This window comes from Bordetella genomosp. 13 (assembly GCF_007679965.1).
Lineage (GTDB): Bacteria > Pseudomonadota > Gammaproteobacteria > Burkholderiales > Burkholderiaceae_B > Bordetella.
Map to the genome: position 1 here is coordinate 1 of NZ_VEHL01000005.1, position 21,215 is coordinate 21,215.

Here is a 21,215-nt window from a genome sequence, read left to right on the forward strand (position 1 = left end):
GCGCCGATGATAGTGGATGTACATCTGTGAAAGTAGGTCATCGTCAGGCTCTTATCCCCAAAACCCCGTAGACTCAATGTCTGCGGGGTTTTGCTTTTGCGGCAACGAAAAACGCTGGCGCCAAATGGGCCACGGGGACGTCACCAGCTCAGGTGGCAGCCTCGAACGTGCATGCAAAAGGCCATCCCGGAGATGGCCTTTTTGCATCGCTGCTCGTGTTTCGACGGGCGCATACGCTCGGTGGCAAGCGCGCATCCCGTGCTGTCAATCCGGGTCTTGCAGCATAGTCTTGCAAGCATCGTCCGCATGCAACAGTTGGGGCCGGAGACCCTGCTTTGTGCGGTAAGATTGCCCTAACTTATTCGATGGAGCAGCGATCGTGACAGATCCCCAGATCCCCTCGGCGACCTCGCCGGACCTGCGCACCCTGACGCACGTGGCGTATGGCCTGTTCGCGTTTTCGCTGCTGACGGCCGGGATCTTCGGCGTGGCAGCCATCGCCGCCGTCGTGCTCATCTACGTCAAGCGTTCGGATGCCGCCGGCACCATGTATGCGGCTCATTTCGACTGGCTGCTGCGCACCTTCTGGTGGTCCGTGCTGTGGTTGGCCATCAGCTTCATCACTACGGTCATTTTCATCGGCTACGTCGGCTTCCCGATCGTGTTCGTCTGGGCCGTCTATCGGCTCATCAAGGGCTGGCTGGCATTGCTGGAAGGCCGTACGCCCAACGCCTACGCCTGAGGAAGTGCCGTCCACCAGAAACGGCCGGCTTGCGTCGAGCAAGCCGGCCGTTTTGTCACGCTGTCTGCGTGCCTGGCGAAGGAGAGAGAAGGGGATGCGAACCCGCGCAGGCGGCGAGGGTCGCGAATGGGAAAGGCAGGGACGTACGCGGTACGCCCTCGACCTTGATCACTTCAGGTGAGCGTTGACCAGCTTGGTCAATTCGAACATCGTGACCTGGTCTTTGCCGAAGATGGGGCGCAGCTTGGCATCGGCGTTGATGTTCCGCTTGTTGCTCGCATCTTGCAGGTTGTGCTGCTTGATGTAGTCCCAGATCTTCTTGGTGACCTCGGTACGCGGCACGGCGGCGTCGCCAATGACCGCGGCCAGTTCGGGGCTGGGGGTCAGCGGCTTCATGAACGCGGCGTTAGGCTTGCGTGCAGTCGCGGTTTTGGAGGTGGTGGCCATGTTGCGGCTCTCCTTCTCTGGTGGTTGGAAAAAGTGTCCTTGCGGGCCGCAGCATAACGTGTCTCTCCTCTAAAGACAAAGCCATTTATCCTCTGTAGCAACTAAAATAGACAGTGTCTTTCCCGCATTGCGGTATCCTGTAACTTCCCATGTACGCACGCTCTCCTCTCGAGTCGATCCGGCTCTTCCATGACGAACTGACCGCGCTGCGGCGCGATCTGCACGCGCATCCCGAACTGGGCTTCGAAGAGGTGCGCACCTCCGGCATCGTCGCGGGTTCGCTCGAGGCCCTGGGCATCGAAGTGCACCGCGGCATCGGCAAGACGGGCGTGGTGGGCGTCATCCGCGGCAAGCGTTGCGACAGTGGCCGCATGATCGGGCTGCGCGCCGACATGGACGCGCTGCCGATGACCGAAGACAACAGCTTCGCGCACAAGTCCAGCAAGCCCGGCCTGATGCACGGTTGCGGCCACGACGGCCACACAGCCGTGCTGATCGGCGCCGCCCGCTACCTGGCGCAGACCCGCAACTTCGACGGCACGGCAGTGCTGATCTTCCAGCCGGCCGAGGAAGGCAGGGGCGGCGCCAAGGCCATGATCGACGATGGCCTGTTCGATACTTTCCCGTGCGATGCGATCTATGCGCTGCACAACTGGCCGGGCCTGCGTCCCGGCACCATCGGCATCAATCCCGGGCCCATGATGGCCGCGGCCGACCGCTTCGAGATCACCATCGAAGGCCGCGGCGGCCATGGCGCGCATCCTTACCAGACCATCGATCCGGTCACCGTGGCCGGGCAACTGATCACCGCGCTGCAGACCATCGTCTCGCGCAACGTCAATCCGCTGGATTCCGCGGTGGTGTCCATCGGGTCGCTGCAGGCCGGGCATCCGGGCGCCATGAGCGTCATTCCCCGCGAGGCCAAACTGGTCGGTACGGTGCGCACGTTCCGCAAGTCCGTGCAGGAGATGGTCGAGACGCGCATGCGCGACCTGGCTTCGGCCATTGCCGCGGCGTTCGGCGCCACCGCGCAGCTGAAGTACGAGCGCCTGTATCCGGCCACGCTGAACACGCCGCAGCACGCCAACCTGGTGGCTGACATCGCCACCGAGATGATCGGCAAGGAGAACGTGGTGCGCGACCTGACGCCGTCCATGGGCTCCGAAGACTTTTCCTTCATGCTGCAGGCCAGGCCCGGCGCCTATTTCCGTCTGGGGCAGGGCGGGGCCGAATCCGGCTGCCTGCTGCACAATTCCAATTTCGATTTCAACGACGCCGTGATTCCGCTGGGCAGCGCCATGTTCTGCGCCCTGGCCGAACGTGGCATGCCCCTGGCCGATTGAGCCTGTCCTTCATGTCCGATTCCGCTGCTGTTTCTTCCCTGACGCTGGTCCGTCCCGACGACTGGCATCTGCACCTGCGCGACGGCGCCGCGCTCGAGGCCGTGGTGGCCGACACGGCGCGCCAGTTCGCGCGCGCCATCGTCATGCCCAACCTGAAGCCGCCGGTCACGACCACGGCGCAGGCCCTGGAGTACCGCGCGCGCATCGACGCCGCGGTGCGCAAGGCAGGCATCGGCGCCGAGGTCTTCACGCCGCTGATGACGCTGTACCTGACGGACAACACGCCCGCCGCCGAGATCGTGCGCGCGCACGAGTCGGGCCAGGTATATGCGGTGAAGCTGTATCCCGCGGGCGCCACCACGAATTCCGACGCCGGCGTGACCGACCTGCTGGGCAAGTGCGCCCCGGCGCTGCAGGCGCTGGAGCGCTGCGGCATGCCGTTGCTGGTGCATGGCGAAGTGACCGATCCGGGCATCGACGTGTTCGATCGCGAAGCCGTGTTCGTCGAGCGCGTGATGCAACCGCTGCGCAGGGCCTTTCCCGGCCTGAAGGTCGTGTTCGAGCACATCACCACCAAGGAAGGCGCGCATTATGTGCGCGACGCCGAGGGGCCGATCGCCGCCACCATCACGCCGCAGCATCTGCTGTACAACCGCAATGCCATCTTCCAGGGCGGCGTGCGGCCGCACTGGTATTGCCTGCCGATCCTCAAGCGCGAGACGCATCGCCAAGCCCTGGTCGAGGCGGCCACCAGCGGCAGCCCGCGTTTCTTCCTGGGCACCGACAGCGCGCCGCATGCGCGCCATCTGAAAGAGCACGCCTGCGGCTGTGCCGGCTGCTACAGCGCACTGCACGCCATGGAGCTGTATGCCACGGCATTCGACATGGTGGGCGCCATCGACAAGTTGGAAGGCTTCGCGAGCTTCCACGGTCCAGACTTCTATGGCCTGCCGCGCAACACCGGCACGCTGACGCTGGAACGCGCGGAATATCAGATCCCGCAGGAAGTCCCGTTCGGCGAGACCACGCTGGTCCCGTTGGCGGCCGGCGAAACCTTGCCCTGGCGCATGGCGGTGGCGGGCTGAACACCGCGGAGGGACGCGCGCCGGTTCGCGTTGATCCGCGGCCGGGGTTTGTGGTTGCGAGGCCCCTGCGTATATTCGAAATGAAAGGCCATCCGCGTGGATGGCCTTTTCGTTCTTCAGAACAAGAAAGATGACCCGCGATCCGGTTATTTCGAGCGGAGACATCGGCGCCGCGGTTGCGCTACTCGTTGCCGGGGCCGAAGCGCGCTGGCAAGCGTCAGCGCGCAAGTGAACGGCGACCTGCTCCACCAACCGAGGGTGGAGCCCGGCGCGCCGCGATCGGCGCTTTACGGAGCAGGCATCGTGACCGCCGAATGCGTTGGCGCTCATAGCAGAGCGGCGCTAAGGGCCGATCCGAGACGGCCAAGGCTACATGTCGCGTCAGGTAGCCGTACGGCGCGCCTCCAGCGCTTCCCAGCGGGCGAACTTCTCTTCCAGCTCGGCTTCCAGGCGCGTCTGCTCTTCGCCCAGGCGGGCGGCCTGTGCGGGGTCTTCGTGATAGACCTTGCCATCGGCCAGCTGCGCCGCGATGGCGGCCTGTCGCGCTTCGTTGGCAGCGATGGCGTCGGGCAGGCCGTCCAGTTCTCGCTCTTCCCAGCTGGACAGGCGCTTGGCAGCCTTGGCGGGCGGGGCAGCGGCCGCGGAAGCAGGCGCGGGTGAGGTCGACGGAGCCGTGGCGGTGTCGGGCACTGCCGCGCGTGCCAGCACCGGCGCCGGCGCGGCAGGCCGTTGCGCCAGCCATTCGTCATAGCCACCCACGTAGTCGCGCCACCGGCCATTGCCCTCGCTGGCGATGGTCTGCGTGACGACGTTGTCGAGAAAGGCGCGATCGTGGCTGACCAGCAGCACCGTGCCGGAGTAGTCTTGCAGCAGCTCTTCGAGCAGCTCCAGCGTTTCGATGTCCAGGTCGTTGGTGGGCTCGTCCAGCACCAGCACGTTGGCGGGCCGTGCGAAAAGGCGCGCCAGCAGCAGCCGGGCACGCTCGCCGCCCGACAGGCTGCTGACCGGCGAGCCGGCGCGCGCCGGCGAGAACAGGAAGTCGCCCAGGTAGCTCATCACGTGCTTGCGCTGGCCGCCGATCTCGATCCATTCGCTGCCGGGGTTGATGACCTCGGCCAGCGTGGCGTTCTCGTCCAGCTGGCTGCGCATCTGGTCGAAGTAGGCCACCGATACGTTGGTGCCCATCCTGACCGTGCCGGTGTCGGGCGCCAGTTCTCCCAGGATCAGCTTGAGCAGCGTGGTCTTGCCCGCGCCGTTGGGACCGATCAGGCCGATGCGGTCGCCGCGCAGCACGGTGGTGGAATAGTCTTCGACGACGGGGCGGCCGCCGAAGGACTTGCCGACCTGGTCCAGCTCCGCCACCAGCTTGCCGGAGCGCTGGCCTTCGGCCACCGCCAGGGTGACGTCGCCAACGCGTTCGCGGCGTTCGCCGCGTTCGACGCGCAGGCGTTCGAGGCGGCGCACGCGGCCCTCGTTGCGGGTGCGGCGGGCCTCCACGCCCTTGCGGATCCAGACCTCTTCCTGGGCCAGCAGTTTGTCGAACCGTGCGTTCTCCAGGCGTTCCGCTTCCAGGAATTGGGCCTTGCGGACCTGCCAGGCGCTGAAGTTGCCGGGAAAGCTGAGCAGCTTGCCGCGGTCGAGTTCGATGATGCGGGTGGCCACGGCGTCGAGGAAACGCCGATCGTGGGTGATGAACAGCACGGCGTAGCTGCCTTCGCGCAGCATGTTTTCCAGCCAGGCGATGCCGTCGAAGTCGAGATGGTTGGTGGGCTCGTCCAGCAGCAGCAGGTCGGGCTGGTCGGCCAGGGCGCGCACCAGCGCCAGGCGCTTGCGCGTGCCGCCCGACAGGCCGGACGCGGGCGCGTCGGGATCCAGGCCCAGCTTCTCGATGAGCGCACGCACGCGGGCGGGCCGCTGCCAATCTTCGGAGTCGAGGTCGATCTCGCCGAACACGGCGTCGTACAGCGTGCCCGTCTCGTCCAGTTCGGGTTCTTGCGTGACGACCGAGACCTTCAGGCCGCTGGTACGCGAGACGGTGCCGTCGTCGGGCTCGGCCTGGCCGGACAGGATGCGCAACAGCGAGGACTTGCCGGCGCCGTTGCGGCCGATCAGGCCGATGCGTTCGCCCTGCTGGATGGACAGGTCGGCGTGGTCGAGCAATGCATGATGGCCGAAGGCCAGTTGCAGGTCGGTGAGGGCGATGAGGGAAGAGGCTGCCATGTAGGGCGATCTGCTGCGGAAAGCGGAAGAGATTCGTATTTTCGCAGGAAGGGCGGATCGGTGCTGACCGCCGCCTTTGTCGCTCGGCGGCGACCCCCTTTTTTTGTCTAGTAAAATAGCGGCCGCAGGACAGATCGGGCAATCGCGGAGCGTCTTCGGGCGCCTCGAGGAAGGTCCGGACTCCACAGGGCAGGATAGCGGCTAACGGCCGTCCGGATGCAGGCGGGGCATTGCCCCGCCTTGTTCATTCGAGGAACAGGGCCACAGAGACGAGTCTGCGGCGCGGGCGCGCTTCGGCGCGCACAGGCACGGCCATCTCCGTGCTTCGTCCACCGGCAACGGCGGGCGGCGCGGCAGGGTGAAACGCGGCAACCTCTATCCGGAGCAACATCAAATAGGCATGCGCACGGCCTTCGGGCCGGGAAGGGCGGCTCCGTTCGAGCATGCGGGTAGGTGGCTACAGCCGTCCAGCAATGGCCGGCGCAGAGGAATGATTGCCCGCCGGGGCGACCCGGCGTACAGAATCCGGCCTATAGATCTGTCCTGCCTTGAATTCCGCACGGCCACGGGTGGTGCCGTGGCCTGTTACCGAATAGTAACAAAAAGTACGGGGTGTTTCATAGGGACATAACACGCTGAACCAGCGTACTTTCCGGGCTTTTTCTGAAGAAAGACTTTGAGATGCCTCACCAACCCCCTGATTTTTCAGGGGGTTTTTTTATGGCCCGTTGTAGCAATTGCCCTAAGTCCTTGGTTTGATTGAAAAAATTGCAACCGCTCGCTTGACCGGGTTTGCCCATTACCGTAGAGTGGGAAAAAGTAGGATTTTGTGCAACTAAGTGGGGCGAAAGGGTGTTCCAGGGAAGCAGCGCGCTGACGATGGATGCCAAGGGACGGATCTCGATTCCGACCCGGCATCGGGACGCGCTCGCGGTTCAGGCTGACGGTTGCCTGACACTGACCCGCCACCCCGATGGCTGCCTGCTGATGTACCCGAGGCCCGAGTGGGAAAAGAAGCGCGAGCAGATCGCCAGCTTCCCCATGGCCGCCCGGGGTCTGCAGCGCTTGCTGTTGGGTAACGCCCAGGATGTGGAGATCGACGGTTCCGGCCGGGTCCTCATCGCCCCTGAACTGCGCAACGCCGCCGGTATGACGCGAGATGTGATGCTGCTGGGCATGGGCACGCACTTCGAGCTGTGGGATGCCGCTTCCCTGGCCCGCCGTGAAGAGGCGGACCTGGCTCAGGGGATGCCGGACGTGTTGAACCAGTTTTCTTTCTGAAATCTCTATGAACCTCGAGCATCGGCCCGTGCTGCTGGCGCCGACGGTGGACGCGTTGGTGTTGCCGCGATTCGGCGACAAGCGCGCGGACCGGTCGGCGGCGGCGGACGACGCCGAACCGCAGCAGCGGGTGCAGCGCGGCATCTACGTCGACGGCACCTTCGGCCGCGGCGGTCACAGCCGCGAACTGCTGTCCCGGTTGGGGCGCGAGGCCAGGCTCGTGGTGTTCGACAAGGATCCGCAGGCCATCGCCGTGGCGCGCGAGCTGGCCGCGGCGGATGCCCGGGTGACGGTGGTCCACGGCGGCTTCGTCACCGTGGGGCAGGAATTGGAGGCATTGGGCATCGGGCAGATCGATGGCCTGATGCTGGATCTGGGCGTGTCGTCGCCCCAGATCGATGATGCCGAACGAGGTTTCTCGTTCATGCGGGAAGGCCCGCTGGACATGCGGATGGATACCACCCGCGGTCCGACGGCTGCGGAATGGCTGGCGGAAGCCAGCGTGGATGAAATGCGGGAGGTCATTGCGGATTATGGCGAAGAACGGTTTGCTTTTCAGGTTGCAAAGGCGATTGCTGCTCGCCGCGCAACACGGCCGCTGTGCACCACGCTCGAGCTTGCCGAGTGCGTCGCCAGCGCCGTCCGCACGCGCGAAAAGGGGCAGCATCCGGCCACACGCACCTTTCAGGCTCTACGGATTTACCTCAATCGGGAACTCGAAGAGCTCGCTGGCGCCCTCGCGTCAGCTCTAGGCCTGCTTGCGCCAGGGGGAAGGTTGGCGGTGATCAGCTTTCATTCGCTCGAAGACCGCATGGTCAAGCAGTGCATCGCGGCGGCTGCCCGGCCGGCCGCTGCGTACTCGCGCCTGCCCCTGCGCGAAAGCGAGATGCCCCAGCCCATCCTGAAGTCCCTGGGCCGCGTGCTGGCCGAGGATGAGGAGGTCGCGGGCAATCCGCGCGCGCGTTCCGCGGTGCTGCGCGTGGCCGAGCGCACCGCCGAGCCGCTGCCCCCGGGCGGCGGCGATTTCGTTCCCGGCGTGCCGGGCGCGCAGGCGCGCCGTCCCGCAGGCAGGCGGAGGGCGCACTGATGGCCCGCGTGAGCCTGGTCGTGGCGGCCCTGCTGATGCTGGCCGCGGTGTCGCTGGTCACCGCCCGCTATCAGTCGCGCCAGCTTTTCATCGAGCTGGGGCGCGGCCAGGCGCAGGCTCGCGATCTGGATACCGACTGGCGCCGCCTGCAGCTCGAGCGCGCCGAACTGGCGCGCAATGCGCGCGTCGACCAGGCCGCCCGCGGCGACCTGAAGATGATTCCCATCGTGCCTGACCGCACGATCTACCTGAACCAGGCTCCCATCGTCCAGCCGTCAGCGGGAGGCACGCAATGAAGCGTCTGCCCTTCTTCGACAATCCCGTGTTGCGCGGCCAGCTGCCCATGTGGCGCGCGCGGCTGGTGCTGATCCTGCTGTTCGGCGGCTTCGTCGTGCTGGCCGGCCGGGCGCTGTTCCTGCAGGGCCTGTCCACTGAGTTCCTGCAGCAGCAGGGCGAGCGCCGCTACGAGCGCACCCTGACGCTGTCGGCCACCCGCGGCAAGATCCTGGACCGCAATGGTGTGGTGCTGGCGTCCAGCGTGCCCGCTCGCGCCATCTGGGCGATTCCCGAAGATGCCAAGCAGTCCGACAACAGCCAGCTCGCGGCCCTGGCCGATCTGCTGGGCATGCCGATGGCCGACCTGCGCCGCCGCCTGGCCGACGAGGACCGCAACTTCGTCTACCTGAAGCGCCAGGTGCCGATGGACGTGGCGGACAAGATCAAGCAGCTGAACCTGTCGGGCATCCATCAGCAGCCCGAATCGCTGCGCTATTACCCTGAAGGCGAAGTGACGGCCCACGTGGTGGGCTTCAACAACGTCGAGGACAAGGGTCAGGAAGGCGTCGAGCTGGCCTTCAACGAACTGCTGTCCGGCCGCGCCGGCAGCCGCCGGGTCATCAAGGACCGCCTGGGCCGCGTCATCGAGGACGTGCAGGCGGTGACGATGCCCGTCGACGGCCGCGACCTGCGCCTGTCGATCGACACCCGCGTGCAGTACCTGCTGTACAAGGAATTGCAGGAAGCCATGCAGAAGCACGAGGCCCGCGCCGCCACGGCGGTGGTGCTGGACGTGCAGAGCGGCGAGATCCTGGCCATGGCCAGCTTGCCGACCTACGATCCGAATCATCGCGAGACCTTCCAGGTCTCGCAGTTGCGCAACCAGGCCATCACCGACACCTTCGAGCCCGGCTCGATCATGAAGCCGTTCACCGCCGCGCTGGCGCTGGACCTGGGCCGCATCACGCCCAGCACCATGTTCGACACCGGCAACGGCCGGTTCCAGTACCAGGGCAGCACCATTACCGACGTCAGCCGCCACAACGGCACGCTGAACGTGGCGGGCATCCTGCTGCGCTCCAGCAATATCGGCATGACCATGATCTCCGAGCGCCTGGAAGCGCGCGAGATGTGGGACCGCTTCACCGAACTGGGCCTGGGGCAGGCGCCGCAACTGGGTTTTCCCGGCGCCGCGCCGGGTCGCCTGCGTCCGTGGGACCGGTGGCGCCTGATCGAGAAGGCCACGATGGCCTACGGCTACGGCCTGTCGGTGTCGTTGCTGCAGGTGGCGCGCGCGTATACCGTGTTCGCGCGCGATGGCGACATGGTGTCGTTGACGCTGGTCAAGCGCGACAGCGATCCCACCAGCGTTCGCGTCTATCCGCCCAAGATTGCCCAGATGGTGCGCGGCATGCTCGAGGGCGCCGCGGGCCCCGACGGCGCCAAGGCCGCCATGGTGCAAGGCTATCGGGTGGCCGGCAAGAGCGGCACGGCGCGCAAGATCGTGGACGGCAAGTACAGCACGCAACGCTATCGCAGCTCGTTCGTGGGCTTCGCGCCGGTGTCCAATCCCAAGATCGTGGTGGCGGTTTCCATCGACGAGCCCAAGGTCGGCGGCTATTACGGCGGCGCGATCGCCGCGCCGGTGTTCTCGCGCGTGGTCAGCGGTTCGCTGCGCCTGATGGGCGTGCAGCCCGACGCGCCGTTCGAGTCGACCATCGTGGCCGGCAACCCGGAACTGGGTCGATGAACATGCGCGCCGCCACCCCGCCCACGCCGCACGCCGATTGCACGCAGGTGCTGGAGTGGTTGCGCGCGCACGCCGCGTCCGGCGCCCATCTGCATCTGGATTCGCGCGCGCTGGCCACGGGCGATGTGTTCGTGGCATGCCCCGGCCATCGTTCCGATGGCCGCCTTTATATCGAGCAGGCGCTGGCCCGGGGCGCGGGCGCGGTGCTGTACGAAGCCGACGGCGCCCCGCAGGTGCCGGCTGGCGCCGCCGTGCTGGCGGTGCGCGGCCTGCGCGCCATGCTGGGCGGACTGGCGGACCAGTGGTACGGCAAGCCGTCCGCGGCGCTGACGGTGGTGGCCGTCACCGGCACCAATGGCAAGACTTCCACCGTGCAATGGTTGGCCGGCGCGTTGACGCGCCTGCAGCGGCCCTGCGGCGCCATCGGCACGCTGGGCGCGCAACTGCCCGACGGCAGCGAACTGGGCGGCGTGCTGACCACGCCCGACGTGCTGTCCATGCATCGCACCCTGGCGGCCATGCGCGCGGCGGGCGCCGCGGCGGTGGCGCTGGAGGCCTCGTCGATCGGCCTGGAGCAGGGCCGGCTGGATGGCGTGCGCATCGCCGTGGCCGGCTACTCCAACCTGACGCGCGATCATCTGGATTACCACGGCACGATGGAACGGTACGAAGCGGCCAAGGCCCTGCTGTTCCGCCGCGCCGAGCTGGGCGGTGCCGTGATCAACGCCGACGACCCGGCCGGGCAGCGCCTGCTGGCCAGCCTGCCGGCGGGCGTGGCGCTGTCGTATTCGCTGGGCGGCGCCGCGGCCGACATCCAGGCTCGCGACTTGCAAGTCACCGCCCACGGGCAGGTGTTCACGCTGGCCTCGCGCGGCGCCGAAGCGCAGATCGTCACGCGCCTGCTCGGCCTGCACAACATCGCCAACCTGCTGCTGGTGGCCGGCGTGCTGGACAGGCTGGGCTATGCCTTGTCCGACGTCGCCCGCGAACTGGCGGCGGCCCAGCCGGTGGACGGCCGCATGCAGGCCGTGACGGCGCTGCCTTCGAGCAACCTGAGCGGCGCGGCGCGCGGCCCGCTGGTGGTGGTCGATTATTCGCACACGCCCGATGCGCTGGAGCGCGCCCTGGCCGCGCTGCGGCCCGTGGCCCAGGCGCGTGGCGGCCGCCTGGCCTGCGTATTCGGCTGCGGCGGCGAGCGAGATCCGGGCAAGCGGCCCGAGATGGGCCGCATCGCGGCCGAGCACGCCGACCGCGTGCTGGTCACCAGCGACAACCCGCGCGGCGAAGATCCGCAAGCCATCATCGCGCAGATTCTGGCCGGCATGCCGCGCAGCGCGCGCGCCGACGTGCAGCCCGACCGCGCGCTGGCCATCATGCGTGAAATCTGGCGCAGCGCGCCCGATGACGTGGTGCTGCTGGCCGGAAAGGGCCACGAGACCTATCAGGAAATTGCCGGCGCCAAGCTGCCGTTCGACGATCGCGAATGGGCGCGTCTGGCGCTGCTGCTGCCGCACGTGCCGGCGCTGTCCACCGACACGCGCCGCATCGGCGCGGACGAACTGTTCCTGGCGCTGTCCGGCGACAACTTCGACGGCCACGACTACCTGCAGCAGGCCCAGGCCAGCGGCGCGTGCGCGGCCGTGGTGGCGCATCGGGTGGATTCGTGCAGCCTGCCGCAACTGGTGCTGGGCGATACGCGTCTGGCGCTGGGCCGCATCGGCGCCGCCTGGCGCGCGCGCCATGCGTTGCCACTGGTGGGCGTCGCCGGCAGCAACGGCAAGACCACTACCAAGGAAATGATTTCCGCCATCCTGGCGGGCTGGCAGGGCGAGGCGCACCGCCTGGCCACGGCCGGCAATTTCAACAACGACATCGGCGTGCCGCTGACATTGCTGCGGCTGCGGCCGGCGCATCGTGCCGCCGTGCTCGAGCTGGGCATGAACCATCCCGGCGAGATCGCCTATCTGGCGGCGCTGGCCGCGCCCAGCGTGGCCGTGGTGACCAACGCGCAGCGCGAGCACCAGGAGTTCATGCATACGGTCGAGGCCGTGGCGCGCGAGAACGGCGCGGCCCTGGCGGCCTTGCCCGCCGACGGCGTGGCCGTGTATCCCGGCGACGAGCCCTACGCGCCCATCTGGGAAGCGCTGGCCGGCGCGCGCCGCGTGCTGCGCTTCGGCCTGCAGCCGGGGCTGGACGTCTATGCCGAGCAGATCGATGCCGACGTGACCGGCACGCGCTGCCGCGTGGTGACGCCGGCCGGGTGCGCGCGGCTGGATCTGCCGGTGCCGGGCACGCACAACCTGCGCAACGCCCTGGCCGCCATCGCCTGCGGCCTGGCCGCGGGAGCGCCGCTGGACACCGCGCTGCGCGCGCTGGCGGGTTTCAGCGCGGTGGCCGGGCGCATGCAGCGCAAGCCCATGGCCGACGGCACGCTGCTGATCGACGACACCTACAACGCCAATCCGGATTCGGTGCGCGCGGCGATCGACGTGCTGGCGCAGCTGCCCGGCCCGCGCGCGCTGGCGCTGGGCGACATGGGCGAGGTGGGCGGCAACGGCCCGGCGATGCACCAGGAAGTGGGCGCCTATGCGCGCGAGCGCGGCATCGACCTGCTGGTGACGCTGGGCGAGGCCAGCACGCTGGCCGCGCAGGCATTCGGTCCGGGGGCGCAGGCCTGCGGCTCGGTGGAAGAAGTGGTGGCGGCGCTGCGCAAGGCGGCGCCCGCCAGTGTATTGGTGAAGGGTTCGCGCTTCATGCGCATGGAGCGGGTGGTGCAGGGTTTTTCTTCCAATAACAACAATATGCCCGAAGGGGCAGGAGACCGGCATGCTGCTTGAGATCGCCCGTTGGCTGTCCGATGACGTCCGCGTCATCGGCGTGTTCGAATACATCACGCTGCGCGCGGTGCTGGCCTGCGCGACCGCGCTGATCATCGGCCTGGTTGCCGGTCCGCGCGTGATCCGCAAGCTGACCGAAATGAAGATCGGCCAGGCCGTGCGTTCGTACGGTCCGCAGACCCACCTGGTCAAGACCGGCACGCCAACGATGGGCGGCGCGCTGATCCTGATCTCCATCGCCATCAGCACGCTGTTCTGGGCCGACTGGACCAACCGCTTCGTGTGGGTGGTGCTGCTGGTCACGTTCGGCTTCGGCTGGATCGGCTGGATAGACGACTACAAGAAGGTGGTGCACCGCGATCCCGAGGGCATGCCGGCGCGCCAGAAGTTCTTCTGGCAGGCCACCATCGGCATGATCGCCGCCGTGTACCTGGCCTTCGCCGTGTCGGCGCCGGCCAACGCCGAACTGTGGCCGCTGTTCAAGGCCTGGGTGACCAGCGGCTTCATCATGCCGCTGCCGACCCGCGCCGACCTGATCGTGCCGTTCTTCAAGAGCGTCAGCTATCCGCTGGGCGTGGTGGGCTTCGTGGGCCTGACCTGGGCCGTGATCGTGGGCACCAGCAACGCGGTGAACCTGACCGACGGCCTGGATGGCCTGGCCATCATGCCGACCGTGATGGTGGGCGCCGCGCTGGGCATCTTCGCCTACGTGGTGGGCCGGGTCGACTACTCGAAGTACCTGCTGTTCCCCTACATTCCCGGCGCGTCCGAACTGATGGTGCTGTGCGCGGCCATCGGCGGGGCGGGGCTGGCCTTCCTCTGGTTCAACGCCTATCCGGCGCAGGTGTTCATGGGCGACGTCGGCGCGCTGGCGCTGGGCGGCGCGCTGGGCACCATCGCCGTCATCGTGCGGCAGGAAATCGTGCTGTTCATCATGGGCGGCGTGTTCGTGGTCGAGACGCTGTCGGTCATGGTGCAGGTCACCTGGTTCAAGTACACCAAGCGCCGCTACGGCGAAGGCAGGCGCATCTTCCGCATGGCGCCGCTGCACCACCACTTCGAGGTGGGCGGCTGGAAGGAAACCCAGGTCGTGGTGCGCTTCTGGATCATCACGATGATGCTGGTGCTGATTGGCCTGTCCACCTTGAAACTGCGATGAACGCGATCGATGCCTCCCCCGATGCCCGCCGCATCCTGATCCTCGGATTGGGAGAGACGGGCGTGGCTGCCGCGCGCTGGTGCGCCCGGCAGGGGGCGCCGCTGCGCATCGCGGACACGCGCGCCGAGCCTGCCGGGCTGGAAGTGCTGAAGCAGTCGCTGGCACAGGCGGACGTGCAATATCGCCTTGGCTGCGGCAATGCCTTCGACGCCGGCCTGCTGGACGGCGTCGGCCAGGTGGTGCTGAGCCCCGGCCTGGCGCCGGGACAGGCGCCCGCGCTGGACCTGCTGACCGAGGCCGCCGTGCTGGGCATCGAAGTCGTGGGCGAGATCGAACTGTTTGCGCGCGCCCTGGCCGGACTGGCCCAGGTGCGCGAATATCGGCCGCGCGTGCTGGCCATCACCGGCACCAACGGCAAGACCACCGTCACCGCGATGACGCGCCAGCTGGTCGAGGCCAGCGGCCTGACCGCGCGCGCCGCGGGCAACATCAGCCCGGCCGCGCTGACCGCGCTGATGGACGCGCTGGACGCCGACGACCTGCCGCAGGTGTGGGTCCTGGAGCTGTCCAGCTTCCAGCTGGAAACCACGCGCACCTTGTCTGCCGACGCCGCGGTGGTGCTGAACGTGACGCAGGACCACCTGGACTGGCACGGCGGCATGGATGCCTACGCGCAATCCAAGGCGCGCCTGCTGCCGATGGCCCGCATCGCCATCGTCAACCGCGACGATCCGCTCACCATGCGCATGGTCGACACGCTGCAGGCCGAGCGCGTGCGCAGCTTCGGCCGCGACATGCCCGAACTGGTGGGCGACATGGGCCTGGAGCAGGGCCAGGGTGTGGCCTGGCTGGCCGCGTGCGAGCCCAACGATTTCTACGAACCGCCTCCCGCGACGACGCGCCGCAAGAAGGACGCGCCGCCGCCCGTGCGGCCGGCCGGCCGTCTGAGCCGCCTGATGCCCGTGGACGCCTTGCGCATCCGCGGCATGCACAACGCGATGAACGCGCTGGCCGCGCTGCAGCTGGCGCGCACGCTGGACCTGGGCTGGGGCGCGATGCTGCGCGCGCTGCGCGACTACGCGGGCGAGCCGCATCGTGCTGCCTTCGTGCGCAGCATCGGCGGCGTGGACTACATCAACGACAGCAAGGGCACCAACGTGGGCGCCACCGTGGCCGCGCTGGAAGGCCTGGGACAGCAGGCGGTGCTGATCGCCGGCGGCGTGGGCAAGGGCCAGGATTTCTCGCCGCTGGTGCCCGTGGTGTCGCGCTACGCGCGCGCCGTGGTGCTGATCGGCGCCGACGCCGACGAGATCGCCCGCGTGCTGGAACCGACCGGCGTGACGCTGCAGCGCGCGTCCGACATGCGTGGCGCCGTGCGCGCCGCGGCCGATCTGGCGCAGCCCGGCGACGCCGTGCTGCTGTCGCCCGCCTGCGCCAGCCTGGACATGTTCCGCAACTATCCGCACCGCGGCCAGGTGTTCGCCGACGAAGTGGCGGAGCTGGCTTTGGACAAAGGTGAAATATGAGCCTTTTCGCCGACCTGACCGCCAGCGTCAACGCCGTCCCGCCGGGCCGCACCCGCATGCGCAATTGCGACATGGCCCTCATCGTGGCCGCGTCGACGCTGCTGCTGCTGGGCCTGCTGATGGTCTATTCGGCCTCGATCGGCCTGGCCGACGGTCCGCGCTACGCGTCGTACGGCCGCTACTACTTCATCCTGCGCCACGGCATCTTCATGGCCACCGGCGTGGTGGCGGCGCTGATCGTGCTGACGATTCCCGTGCGTGTCTGGCAGCGCCTGGCCGTGCCGCTGTTCATGGTGTCGCTGGTCATGCTGGCCGCGGTGCTGGTGCCGGGCATCGGCCGCGAGGTCAACGGCGCGCACCGCTGGATTCCGCTGGGCCCGATCAACTTCCAGCCGTCCGAGCTGATGAAGCTGGCGGCCGTGGTGTATGCCGCCGACTACACGGTGCGCAAGCAGGAACACATGCAGGCCTTCGCGCGCGGCTTCCTGCCGATGGCGGCCGCGCTGGGCGGGGTGGGCATGCTGCTGCTGCTGGAGCCCGACCTGGGCGCCTTCATGGTGATCGTGGCGATCGCCATCGGCATCCTGTTCCTGGGCGGCATCAACGGCAAGTACTTCAGCAGTCTGCTGGCCGTGCTGCTGGGCATGTTCCTGCTGCTGATCTGGGCGTCGCCGTGGCGCCGCGCCCGCCTGTTCGCGTATCTGGATCCCTGGAACGAGGCCAATGCCTACGGCAGCGCCTACCAGCTGTCGCACTCGCTGATCGCGTTGGGCCGCGGCGAATGGCTGGGCGTGGGCCTGGGCGCCAGCGTCGAGAAACTGCATTACCTGCCCGAGGCGCACACCGACTTCCTGATGGCCGTGGTGGGCGAGGAGCTGGGCTTCGCCGGCGTGATGCTGGTGATCGGCCTGTTCGCCATCGTGGTCCAGCGCGGTTTCGACATCGGCCGCCAGGCCATCGCCATGGAACGCACCTTCGCGGGCCTGGTGGCGCATGGCGTGGCCATGTGGTTCGGCGTGCAGGCCTTCATCAACATGGGCGTGTGCCTGGGCCTCCTGCCCACCAAGGGCCTGACGCTGCCGCTGATGAGCTACGGCGGTTCGGGCATCGTGATGAACCTGTGCGCGCTGGCGTTGATGCTGCGCGTGGACATCGAGAACCGGGTGATGATGCGCGGAGGGCGAGTGTGAACGCGTCCGCCAAGACCATCCTGATCATGGCCGGCGGCACCGGCGGGCACATCATGCCCGGCCTCGCGGTGGCCGACGTGCTGCGCCAGCGCGGCTGGCGCGTGATGTGGCTGGGCAACCCCGAGAAGATGGAAGGCCGCCTGGTGCCGTCGCGCGGCTTCGACCTGGTGCCGCTGCGCTTCGCGGGCCTGCGCGGCCGCGGCGCGGGCGCGATGCTGCGCCTGCCGTTCCTGCTGGCCAGCGCGCTGGGCCAGGCCTGGAGCCGCCTGTCCGCCGTGCGGCCCGACGTGGTGCTGGGCATGGGCGGCTACGTCGCCTTCCCGGGCGGCGTGGTTGCCGCGCTGCGCGGCATGCCGCTGGTGGTGCATGAACAGAACGCCGTGGCCGGCACGGCCAACCGCTGGCTGGCGCGGCTGTCGCGCCGCGTCCTCAGTGGTTTTCCCGGCGTGCTGCCGGGCGGCGATGCGCTGGGCAACCCGGTGCGCGCCGATCTTTGCGCGCTGCCCGAACCGGCGCAACGCTATGCCGGCCGCACCGGCCCGCTGCGCCTGCTGGTGGTGGGCGGCAGCCTGGGGGCGCAGGCCTTGAACGAGACGCTGCCGCGCGCGCTGGCGCAACTGCCCGCCGAGCAGCGTCCGCAGGTCGTGCATCAGGCGGGCGAGCAGCACATCCAGGCGTTGGCGCGTGCCTACGCCGAGGCGGGCGTGCGGGCCGACTGCCGTGCCTTCATCGAAGACATGGCGGGCGCCATGGCGCAGGCCGACCTGATGGTGTGCCGCGCGGGCGCGATGACGGTGTCCGAGGTCGCGGCCGCGGGCATCGCCGCGCTGTTCGTGCCGTTCCCGCATGCCATCGACGACCACCAGACCGCCAATGCGCGCTTCCTGGCCGACGGCCAGGCCGCCTGGCTGCAGCCGCAGCCGGGCCTGACGCCCGAATGGCTGGCGCAGTGGCTGGGCCAGCGCAACCGAGAAGAACTCCAGGCCGTGGCCGAGCTGGCGCGCACGCATGCGCGTCCCCAGGCCGCCGCCCATATCGCCGACGTCTGCGAACAACTGGCGTCCAGGCAAAAACAATGAAACACCGCATCCAACACATCCATTTCGTCGGCGTAGGCGGCTCGGGCATGAGCGGCATCGCCGAGGTGCTGCTGAACCTGGGTTACCAGGTCAGCGGCTCGGACCTGAACGATTCCGCCGTCACGCGCCGCCTGGCCAGCCTGGGCATGCGCGTGGCCATCGGCCATGACGCGGCCAACGTGGCCGACGCCGACGCCATCGTCACCTCCACCGCGGTGGCGGGCGACAACCCCGAGGTGATCGCCGCCCGCGCCGCGCGCATTCCCGTGGTGCCGCGGGCCGTGATGCTGGCCGAACTGATGCGCCTGAAGCGCGGCATCGCCGTGGCCGGCACGCACGGCAAGACCACCACGACCAGCCTGGTGGCCAGCGTACTGGCCGCCGGCGGGATGGATCCGACCTTCGTGATCGGCGGCCGCCTGAACTCCGCCGGCGCCAACGCCCAGCTGGGGCAGGGCGAGTACATCGTGGTCGAGGCCGACGAGTCGGACGCCTCGTTCCTGAACCTGCTGCCGGTGATGGCGATCGTCACCAACATCGACGCCGACCACATGGATACCTATGGCCATGACGTCGCGCGCCTGAAGAGCGCCTTCATCGAATTCACCCAGCGCCTGCCGTTCTACGGCAGCGCCGTGCTGTGCGTGGACGACGCCAACGTGCGCGAGATCATGCCGTTCGTGTCGCGTCCCATCACCACCTACGGCCTGAATCCCGAGGCGCAGGTGCGCGCCCTGGACGTGCAGCCCGACGGCACGCGCATGCACTTCCGCGTGCAGCGCCTGGACCGCGACCAGGTCCAGCTGCCCGAACTGGCCATCACGCTGAACCTGCCGGGCCTGCACAACGTGCGCAATGCCCTGGCCGCGATCGCCATCGCCACCGAACTGGGCGTGCCCGACGCCGCCATCGCCGAGGCCCTGGCCGCCTTCAAGGGCGTGGGCCGCCGCTTCACGCAATGGGGCGAGATCGAGGTGCCTGCCCAGCACGGCGGCGGCACGTTCACGTTGATCGACGACTACGGCCACCATCCGGTCGAGATGGCCGCCACGCTGGCCGCCGCGCGCGGCGCCTGGCCGGAGCGCCGCATCGTGCTGGCCTTCCAGCCGCATCGCTACACCCGTACCCGTGACTGCTTCGAGGACTTCGTGCGCGTGCTGGGCACCGCCGACGGCGTGGTGCTGACCGAGGTGTACTCGGCCGGCGAGTCGCCCCTGGTGGCCGCCGATGGCCGCGCGCTGATGCGCGCGCTGCGCGTGGCCGGCAAGGTCGAGCCGGTGTTCGTGGAAGACGTGAAGGAACTGCCCCAGGCCGTGCGAGATTTCGTGCGCGACGGCGACGTGGTCATCGTGATGGGCGCGGGCTCCATCAGCCGCGTGCCGGCTCAGCTGGGAGGAAAGGCATGACGCCCATCGACACCAGATCCTTCGGCAAGGTCGGCGTGCTGTATGGCGGCCGTTCCGCCGAGCGCGAGGTCTCGCTGATGTCCGGCAACGGCGTGCACCAGGCGCTGCTGTCGGCCGGCGTGGACGCCCACTTGTTCGACACCGGCGAGCGCACCCTGGCCGACCTGGCGCAAGAAGGTTTCGACCGCGTCTTCATCGCGCTGCATGGCCGCTATGGCGAGGACGGCACGATCCAGGGCGCGCTGGAGCTGCTGGAGATTCCGTACACGGGCAGCGGCCCGATGGCGTCGGCGCTGGCCATGGACAAGATCATGACCAAGCGCGTGTGGCAGCAGCATGGCCTGCCCACGCCGGCCTTCGAGGTGCTGGACGCCACGACGGACCTCCGCCTGGTGCCCGACCGCCTGCAGCTGCCCCTGATCCTGAAGCCGCCGCATGAGGGCTCGTCGGTGGGCATCACCAAGGTGGTGGGCTATTCGGACATGAAGTCCGCCTACGCCGAGGCCGCGCGCCTGGACAGCACGGTGCTGGCCGAAGCCTTCATCACCGGCCGCGAAATGACGGTGGCGGTGCTGGGCAGCGGCACGGAAGCCCGCGCCCTGCCGGTGATCGAGATCGCGGCCCCCGGCGGCAACTACGACTTCGAACACAAGTACTACTCGGACGAGACCCAGTACTTCTGCCCCGCGGACGTGCCGGCCGAGCTGGCACGGCACATGGGCGAGCTGGCGGTGCTGGCCTATCGCGCCCTGGGCTGCGAGGGCTGGGGGCGCGCCGACTTCATGCTTGACCGCCAGGGCAGGCCCTGGCTGCTGGAAATGAATACTTCACCGGGCATGACCAGCCATTCGCTGGTGCCCATGGCCGCGCAGGCGGTCGGCATGAGCTATGCCGACCTGTGCGTGACGATTCTGGCCGGCGCCACCTGCAAGGTGCGCAGCCCGGCTCGCAAGGACTGACAGGACACTCCGTGTGGAACGACGCGCGCACCATCAACCTGATCGCCAACACGCTGGCCGTGCTGGCGGTTGCGGTCATGCTCGCCTGCGGGGTGGCATGGGTGGCGCAGCGTCCGTACTTCACGCTGGCGGCCATCGAACTGGAACCCATGCCGGACAGCCAGCTGCACTACGTGTCGCCGGGCTCGGTGCGGGCCTCGATCGCCGGCCGCTTCCGGGGCAACTTCTTCACGATGGACCTGGACGAGGCCCGCGAGGTGTTCGAGTCGGTGCCGTGGGTGCGGCACGCCACGATCCGGCGCATCTGGCCGAACACGCTGCGCGTGCGCATCGAGGAACAGCAGCCGCTGGCGCTGTGGAACGAGAACCAGATGATCAACACCTGGGGCGAGGCGTTCACGGCCAACACGGGCGAGCTGGACGACGACGCGGACCTGCCGCAGTTCTCCGGGCCGGAAGGCAGCCAGGAACTGGTGGTGCAGCGCTACGCCGAGCTGGCGCGCTGGTTCGCGCCGCTGGACCTGCGCGTGAAGGAACTGGAACTGAGCCCGCGCTATGCGTGGCGTGCCAAGCTGTCCAACGAGCTGCTGCTGGACCTGGGGCGCGATCCGGCTGCCGACGCGCCCGACCCACTGGGCCTGCCTGGCGCGCTGCCGTTCGCCGCTCGCATTCAACGCTTCGTGCAGGCCTGGCCGGCCGTCACCACGCGCCTGGAAGGCCGCACGGTGACGCAGGCCGACCTGCGCTATCCGAACGGCTTCGCGCTGGCGCTGGCTCCGCTGCCCGAACCGCAACCTCATACGAAACCACCGAAGAAACGATAACGCC

At 68.4% G+C, this 21,215-nt stretch carries 17 protein-coding genes and 1 other RNA gene; 16 read left to right on the forward strand and 2 right to left on the reverse strand.

Features of this window, described 5'->3' with window-relative positions; translation table 11 throughout:
- Positions 1–379 precede the first annotated feature (379 nt).
- Positions 380–742 carry a DUF4870 family protein gene (locus FS845_RS13380; protein WP_144635848.1) on the forward strand — a complete coding sequence of 121 codons (363 nt, stop codon included), beginning with the start codon at positions 380–382 and terminating at the stop codon, positions 740–742.
- 168 nt (positions 743–910) lie between these two features.
- Here FS845_RS13380 and FS845_RS13385 read toward each other — a convergent pair whose 3' ends face one another.
- A complete protein-coding gene (locus FS845_RS13385; protein WP_066123589.1) occupies positions 911–1,189 on the reverse strand; it encodes an SWIB/MDM2 domain-containing protein in 279 nt (92 codons plus the stop codon).
- A gap of 149 nt (positions 1,190–1,338) precedes the next feature.
- Between FS845_RS13385 and FS845_RS13390 the strand changes: the two genes are divergently transcribed.
- Positions 1,339–2,532: a M20 aminoacylase family protein gene (locus tag FS845_RS13390; RefSeq protein ID WP_144635851.1), complete on the forward strand. Its 1,194-nt coding sequence runs from the start codon at positions 1,339–1,341 to the stop codon at positions 2,530–2,532.
- Between the two features lie 11 nt (positions 2,533–2,543).
- Positions 2,544–3,617, forward strand: coding sequence for a dihydroorotase (gene pyrC, locus FS845_RS13395; RefSeq protein ID WP_409929295.1), 1,074 nt, complete (start codon positions 2,544–2,546; stop codon positions 3,615–3,617).
- 381 nt (positions 3,618–3,998) lie between these two features.
- Here pyrC and FS845_RS13400 read toward each other — a convergent pair whose 3' ends face one another.
- Entirely contained in the window at positions 3,999–5,837 is a 1,839-nt protein-coding gene (locus FS845_RS13400) for an ABC-F family ATP-binding cassette domain-containing protein (RefSeq protein WP_144635857.1), read from the reverse strand.
- Between the two features lie 126 nt (positions 5,838–5,963).
- Between FS845_RS13400 and rnpB the strand changes: the two genes are divergently transcribed.
- The 13 genes from rnpB (at position 5,964) to FS845_RS13465 (ending at position 21,211) form a co-directional block, all read left to right on the forward strand.
- Positions 5,964–6,386, forward strand: an RNA gene (rnpB, locus tag FS845_RS13405) — RNase P RNA component class A.
- 303 nt (positions 6,387–6,689) lie between these two features.
- Positions 6,690–7,118 (forward strand): division/cell wall cluster transcriptional repressor MraZ, encoded by a 429-nt coding sequence (gene mraZ, locus FS845_RS13410; protein WP_144635860.1) that lies wholly within the window; start codon positions 6,690–6,692, stop codon positions 7,116–7,118.
- Positions 7,119–7,125: 7 nt separating this feature from the next.
- A complete protein-coding gene (rsmH, locus tag FS845_RS13415) occupies positions 7,126–8,205 on the forward strand; it encodes a 16S rRNA (cytosine(1402)-N(4))-methyltransferase RsmH (protein WP_144635863.1) in 1,080 nt (359 codons plus the stop codon).
- Positions 8,205–8,501 (forward strand): cell division protein FtsL, encoded by a 297-nt coding sequence (gene ftsL, locus FS845_RS13420; protein WP_144635866.1) that lies wholly within the window; start codon positions 8,205–8,207, stop codon positions 8,499–8,501. Before rsmH ends, ftsL begins: the two co-directional genes overlap by 1 nt.
- Positions 8,498–10,231 carry a peptidoglycan D,D-transpeptidase FtsI family protein gene (locus tag FS845_RS13425; RefSeq protein ID WP_144635869.1) on the forward strand — a complete coding sequence of 578 codons (1,734 nt, stop codon included), beginning with the start codon at positions 8,498–8,500 and terminating at the stop codon, positions 10,229–10,231. Before ftsL ends, FS845_RS13425 begins: the two co-directional genes overlap by 4 nt.
- Positions 10,228–13,068, forward strand: a complete 2,841-nt coding sequence (murF, locus tag FS845_RS13430) for a bifunctional UDP-N-acetylmuramoyl-L-alanyl-D-glutamate--2,6-diaminopimelate ligase MurE/UDP-N-acetylmuramoyl-tripeptide--D-alanyl-D-alanine ligase MurF (protein WP_144635872.1) — start codon at positions 10,228–10,230, stop codon at positions 13,066–13,068. Before FS845_RS13425 ends, murF begins: the two co-directional genes overlap by 4 nt.
- Positions 13,058–14,227, forward strand: a complete 1,170-nt coding sequence (mraY, locus tag FS845_RS13435; RefSeq protein WP_144635875.1) for a phospho-N-acetylmuramoyl-pentapeptide-transferase — start codon at positions 13,058–13,060, stop codon at positions 14,225–14,227. Before murF ends, mraY begins: the two co-directional genes overlap by 11 nt.
- Complete coding sequence (gene murD, locus FS845_RS13440) at positions 14,224–15,753, forward strand: UDP-N-acetylmuramoyl-L-alanine--D-glutamate ligase (RefSeq protein WP_144635878.1); 1,530 nt, start codon at positions 14,224–14,226, stop codon at positions 15,751–15,753. Before mraY ends, murD begins: the two co-directional genes overlap by 4 nt.
- Positions 15,750–16,943 carry a putative lipid II flippase FtsW gene (gene ftsW / locus FS845_RS13445; protein WP_144635881.1) on the forward strand — a complete coding sequence of 398 codons (1,194 nt, stop codon included), beginning with the start codon at positions 15,750–15,752 and terminating at the stop codon, positions 16,941–16,943. The genes murD and ftsW overlap by 4 nt, the downstream gene beginning before the upstream one ends.
- A 26-nt stretch (positions 16,944–16,969) precedes the next feature.
- Positions 16,970–18,022 (forward strand): undecaprenyldiphospho-muramoylpentapeptide beta-N-acetylglucosaminyltransferase, encoded by a 1,053-nt coding sequence (gene murG / locus FS845_RS13450; RefSeq protein ID WP_260986295.1) that lies wholly within the window; start codon positions 16,970–16,972, stop codon positions 18,020–18,022.
- A complete protein-coding gene (murC, locus tag FS845_RS13455) occupies positions 18,019–19,428 on the forward strand; it encodes a UDP-N-acetylmuramate--L-alanine ligase (RefSeq protein WP_144635887.1) in 1,410 nt (469 codons plus the stop codon). The genes murG and murC overlap by 4 nt, the downstream gene beginning before the upstream one ends.
- A complete protein-coding gene (locus FS845_RS13460) occupies positions 19,425–20,387 on the forward strand; it encodes a D-alanine--D-alanine ligase (RefSeq protein ID WP_144635890.1) in 963 nt (320 codons plus the stop codon). Before murC ends, FS845_RS13460 begins: the two co-directional genes overlap by 4 nt.
- Before the next feature lie 11 nt (positions 20,388–20,398).
- Positions 20,399–21,211, forward strand: coding sequence for a cell division protein FtsQ/DivIB (locus FS845_RS13465; RefSeq protein WP_144635893.1), 813 nt, complete (start codon positions 20,399–20,401; stop codon positions 21,209–21,211).
- Positions 21,212–21,215 lie beyond the last annotated feature (4 nt).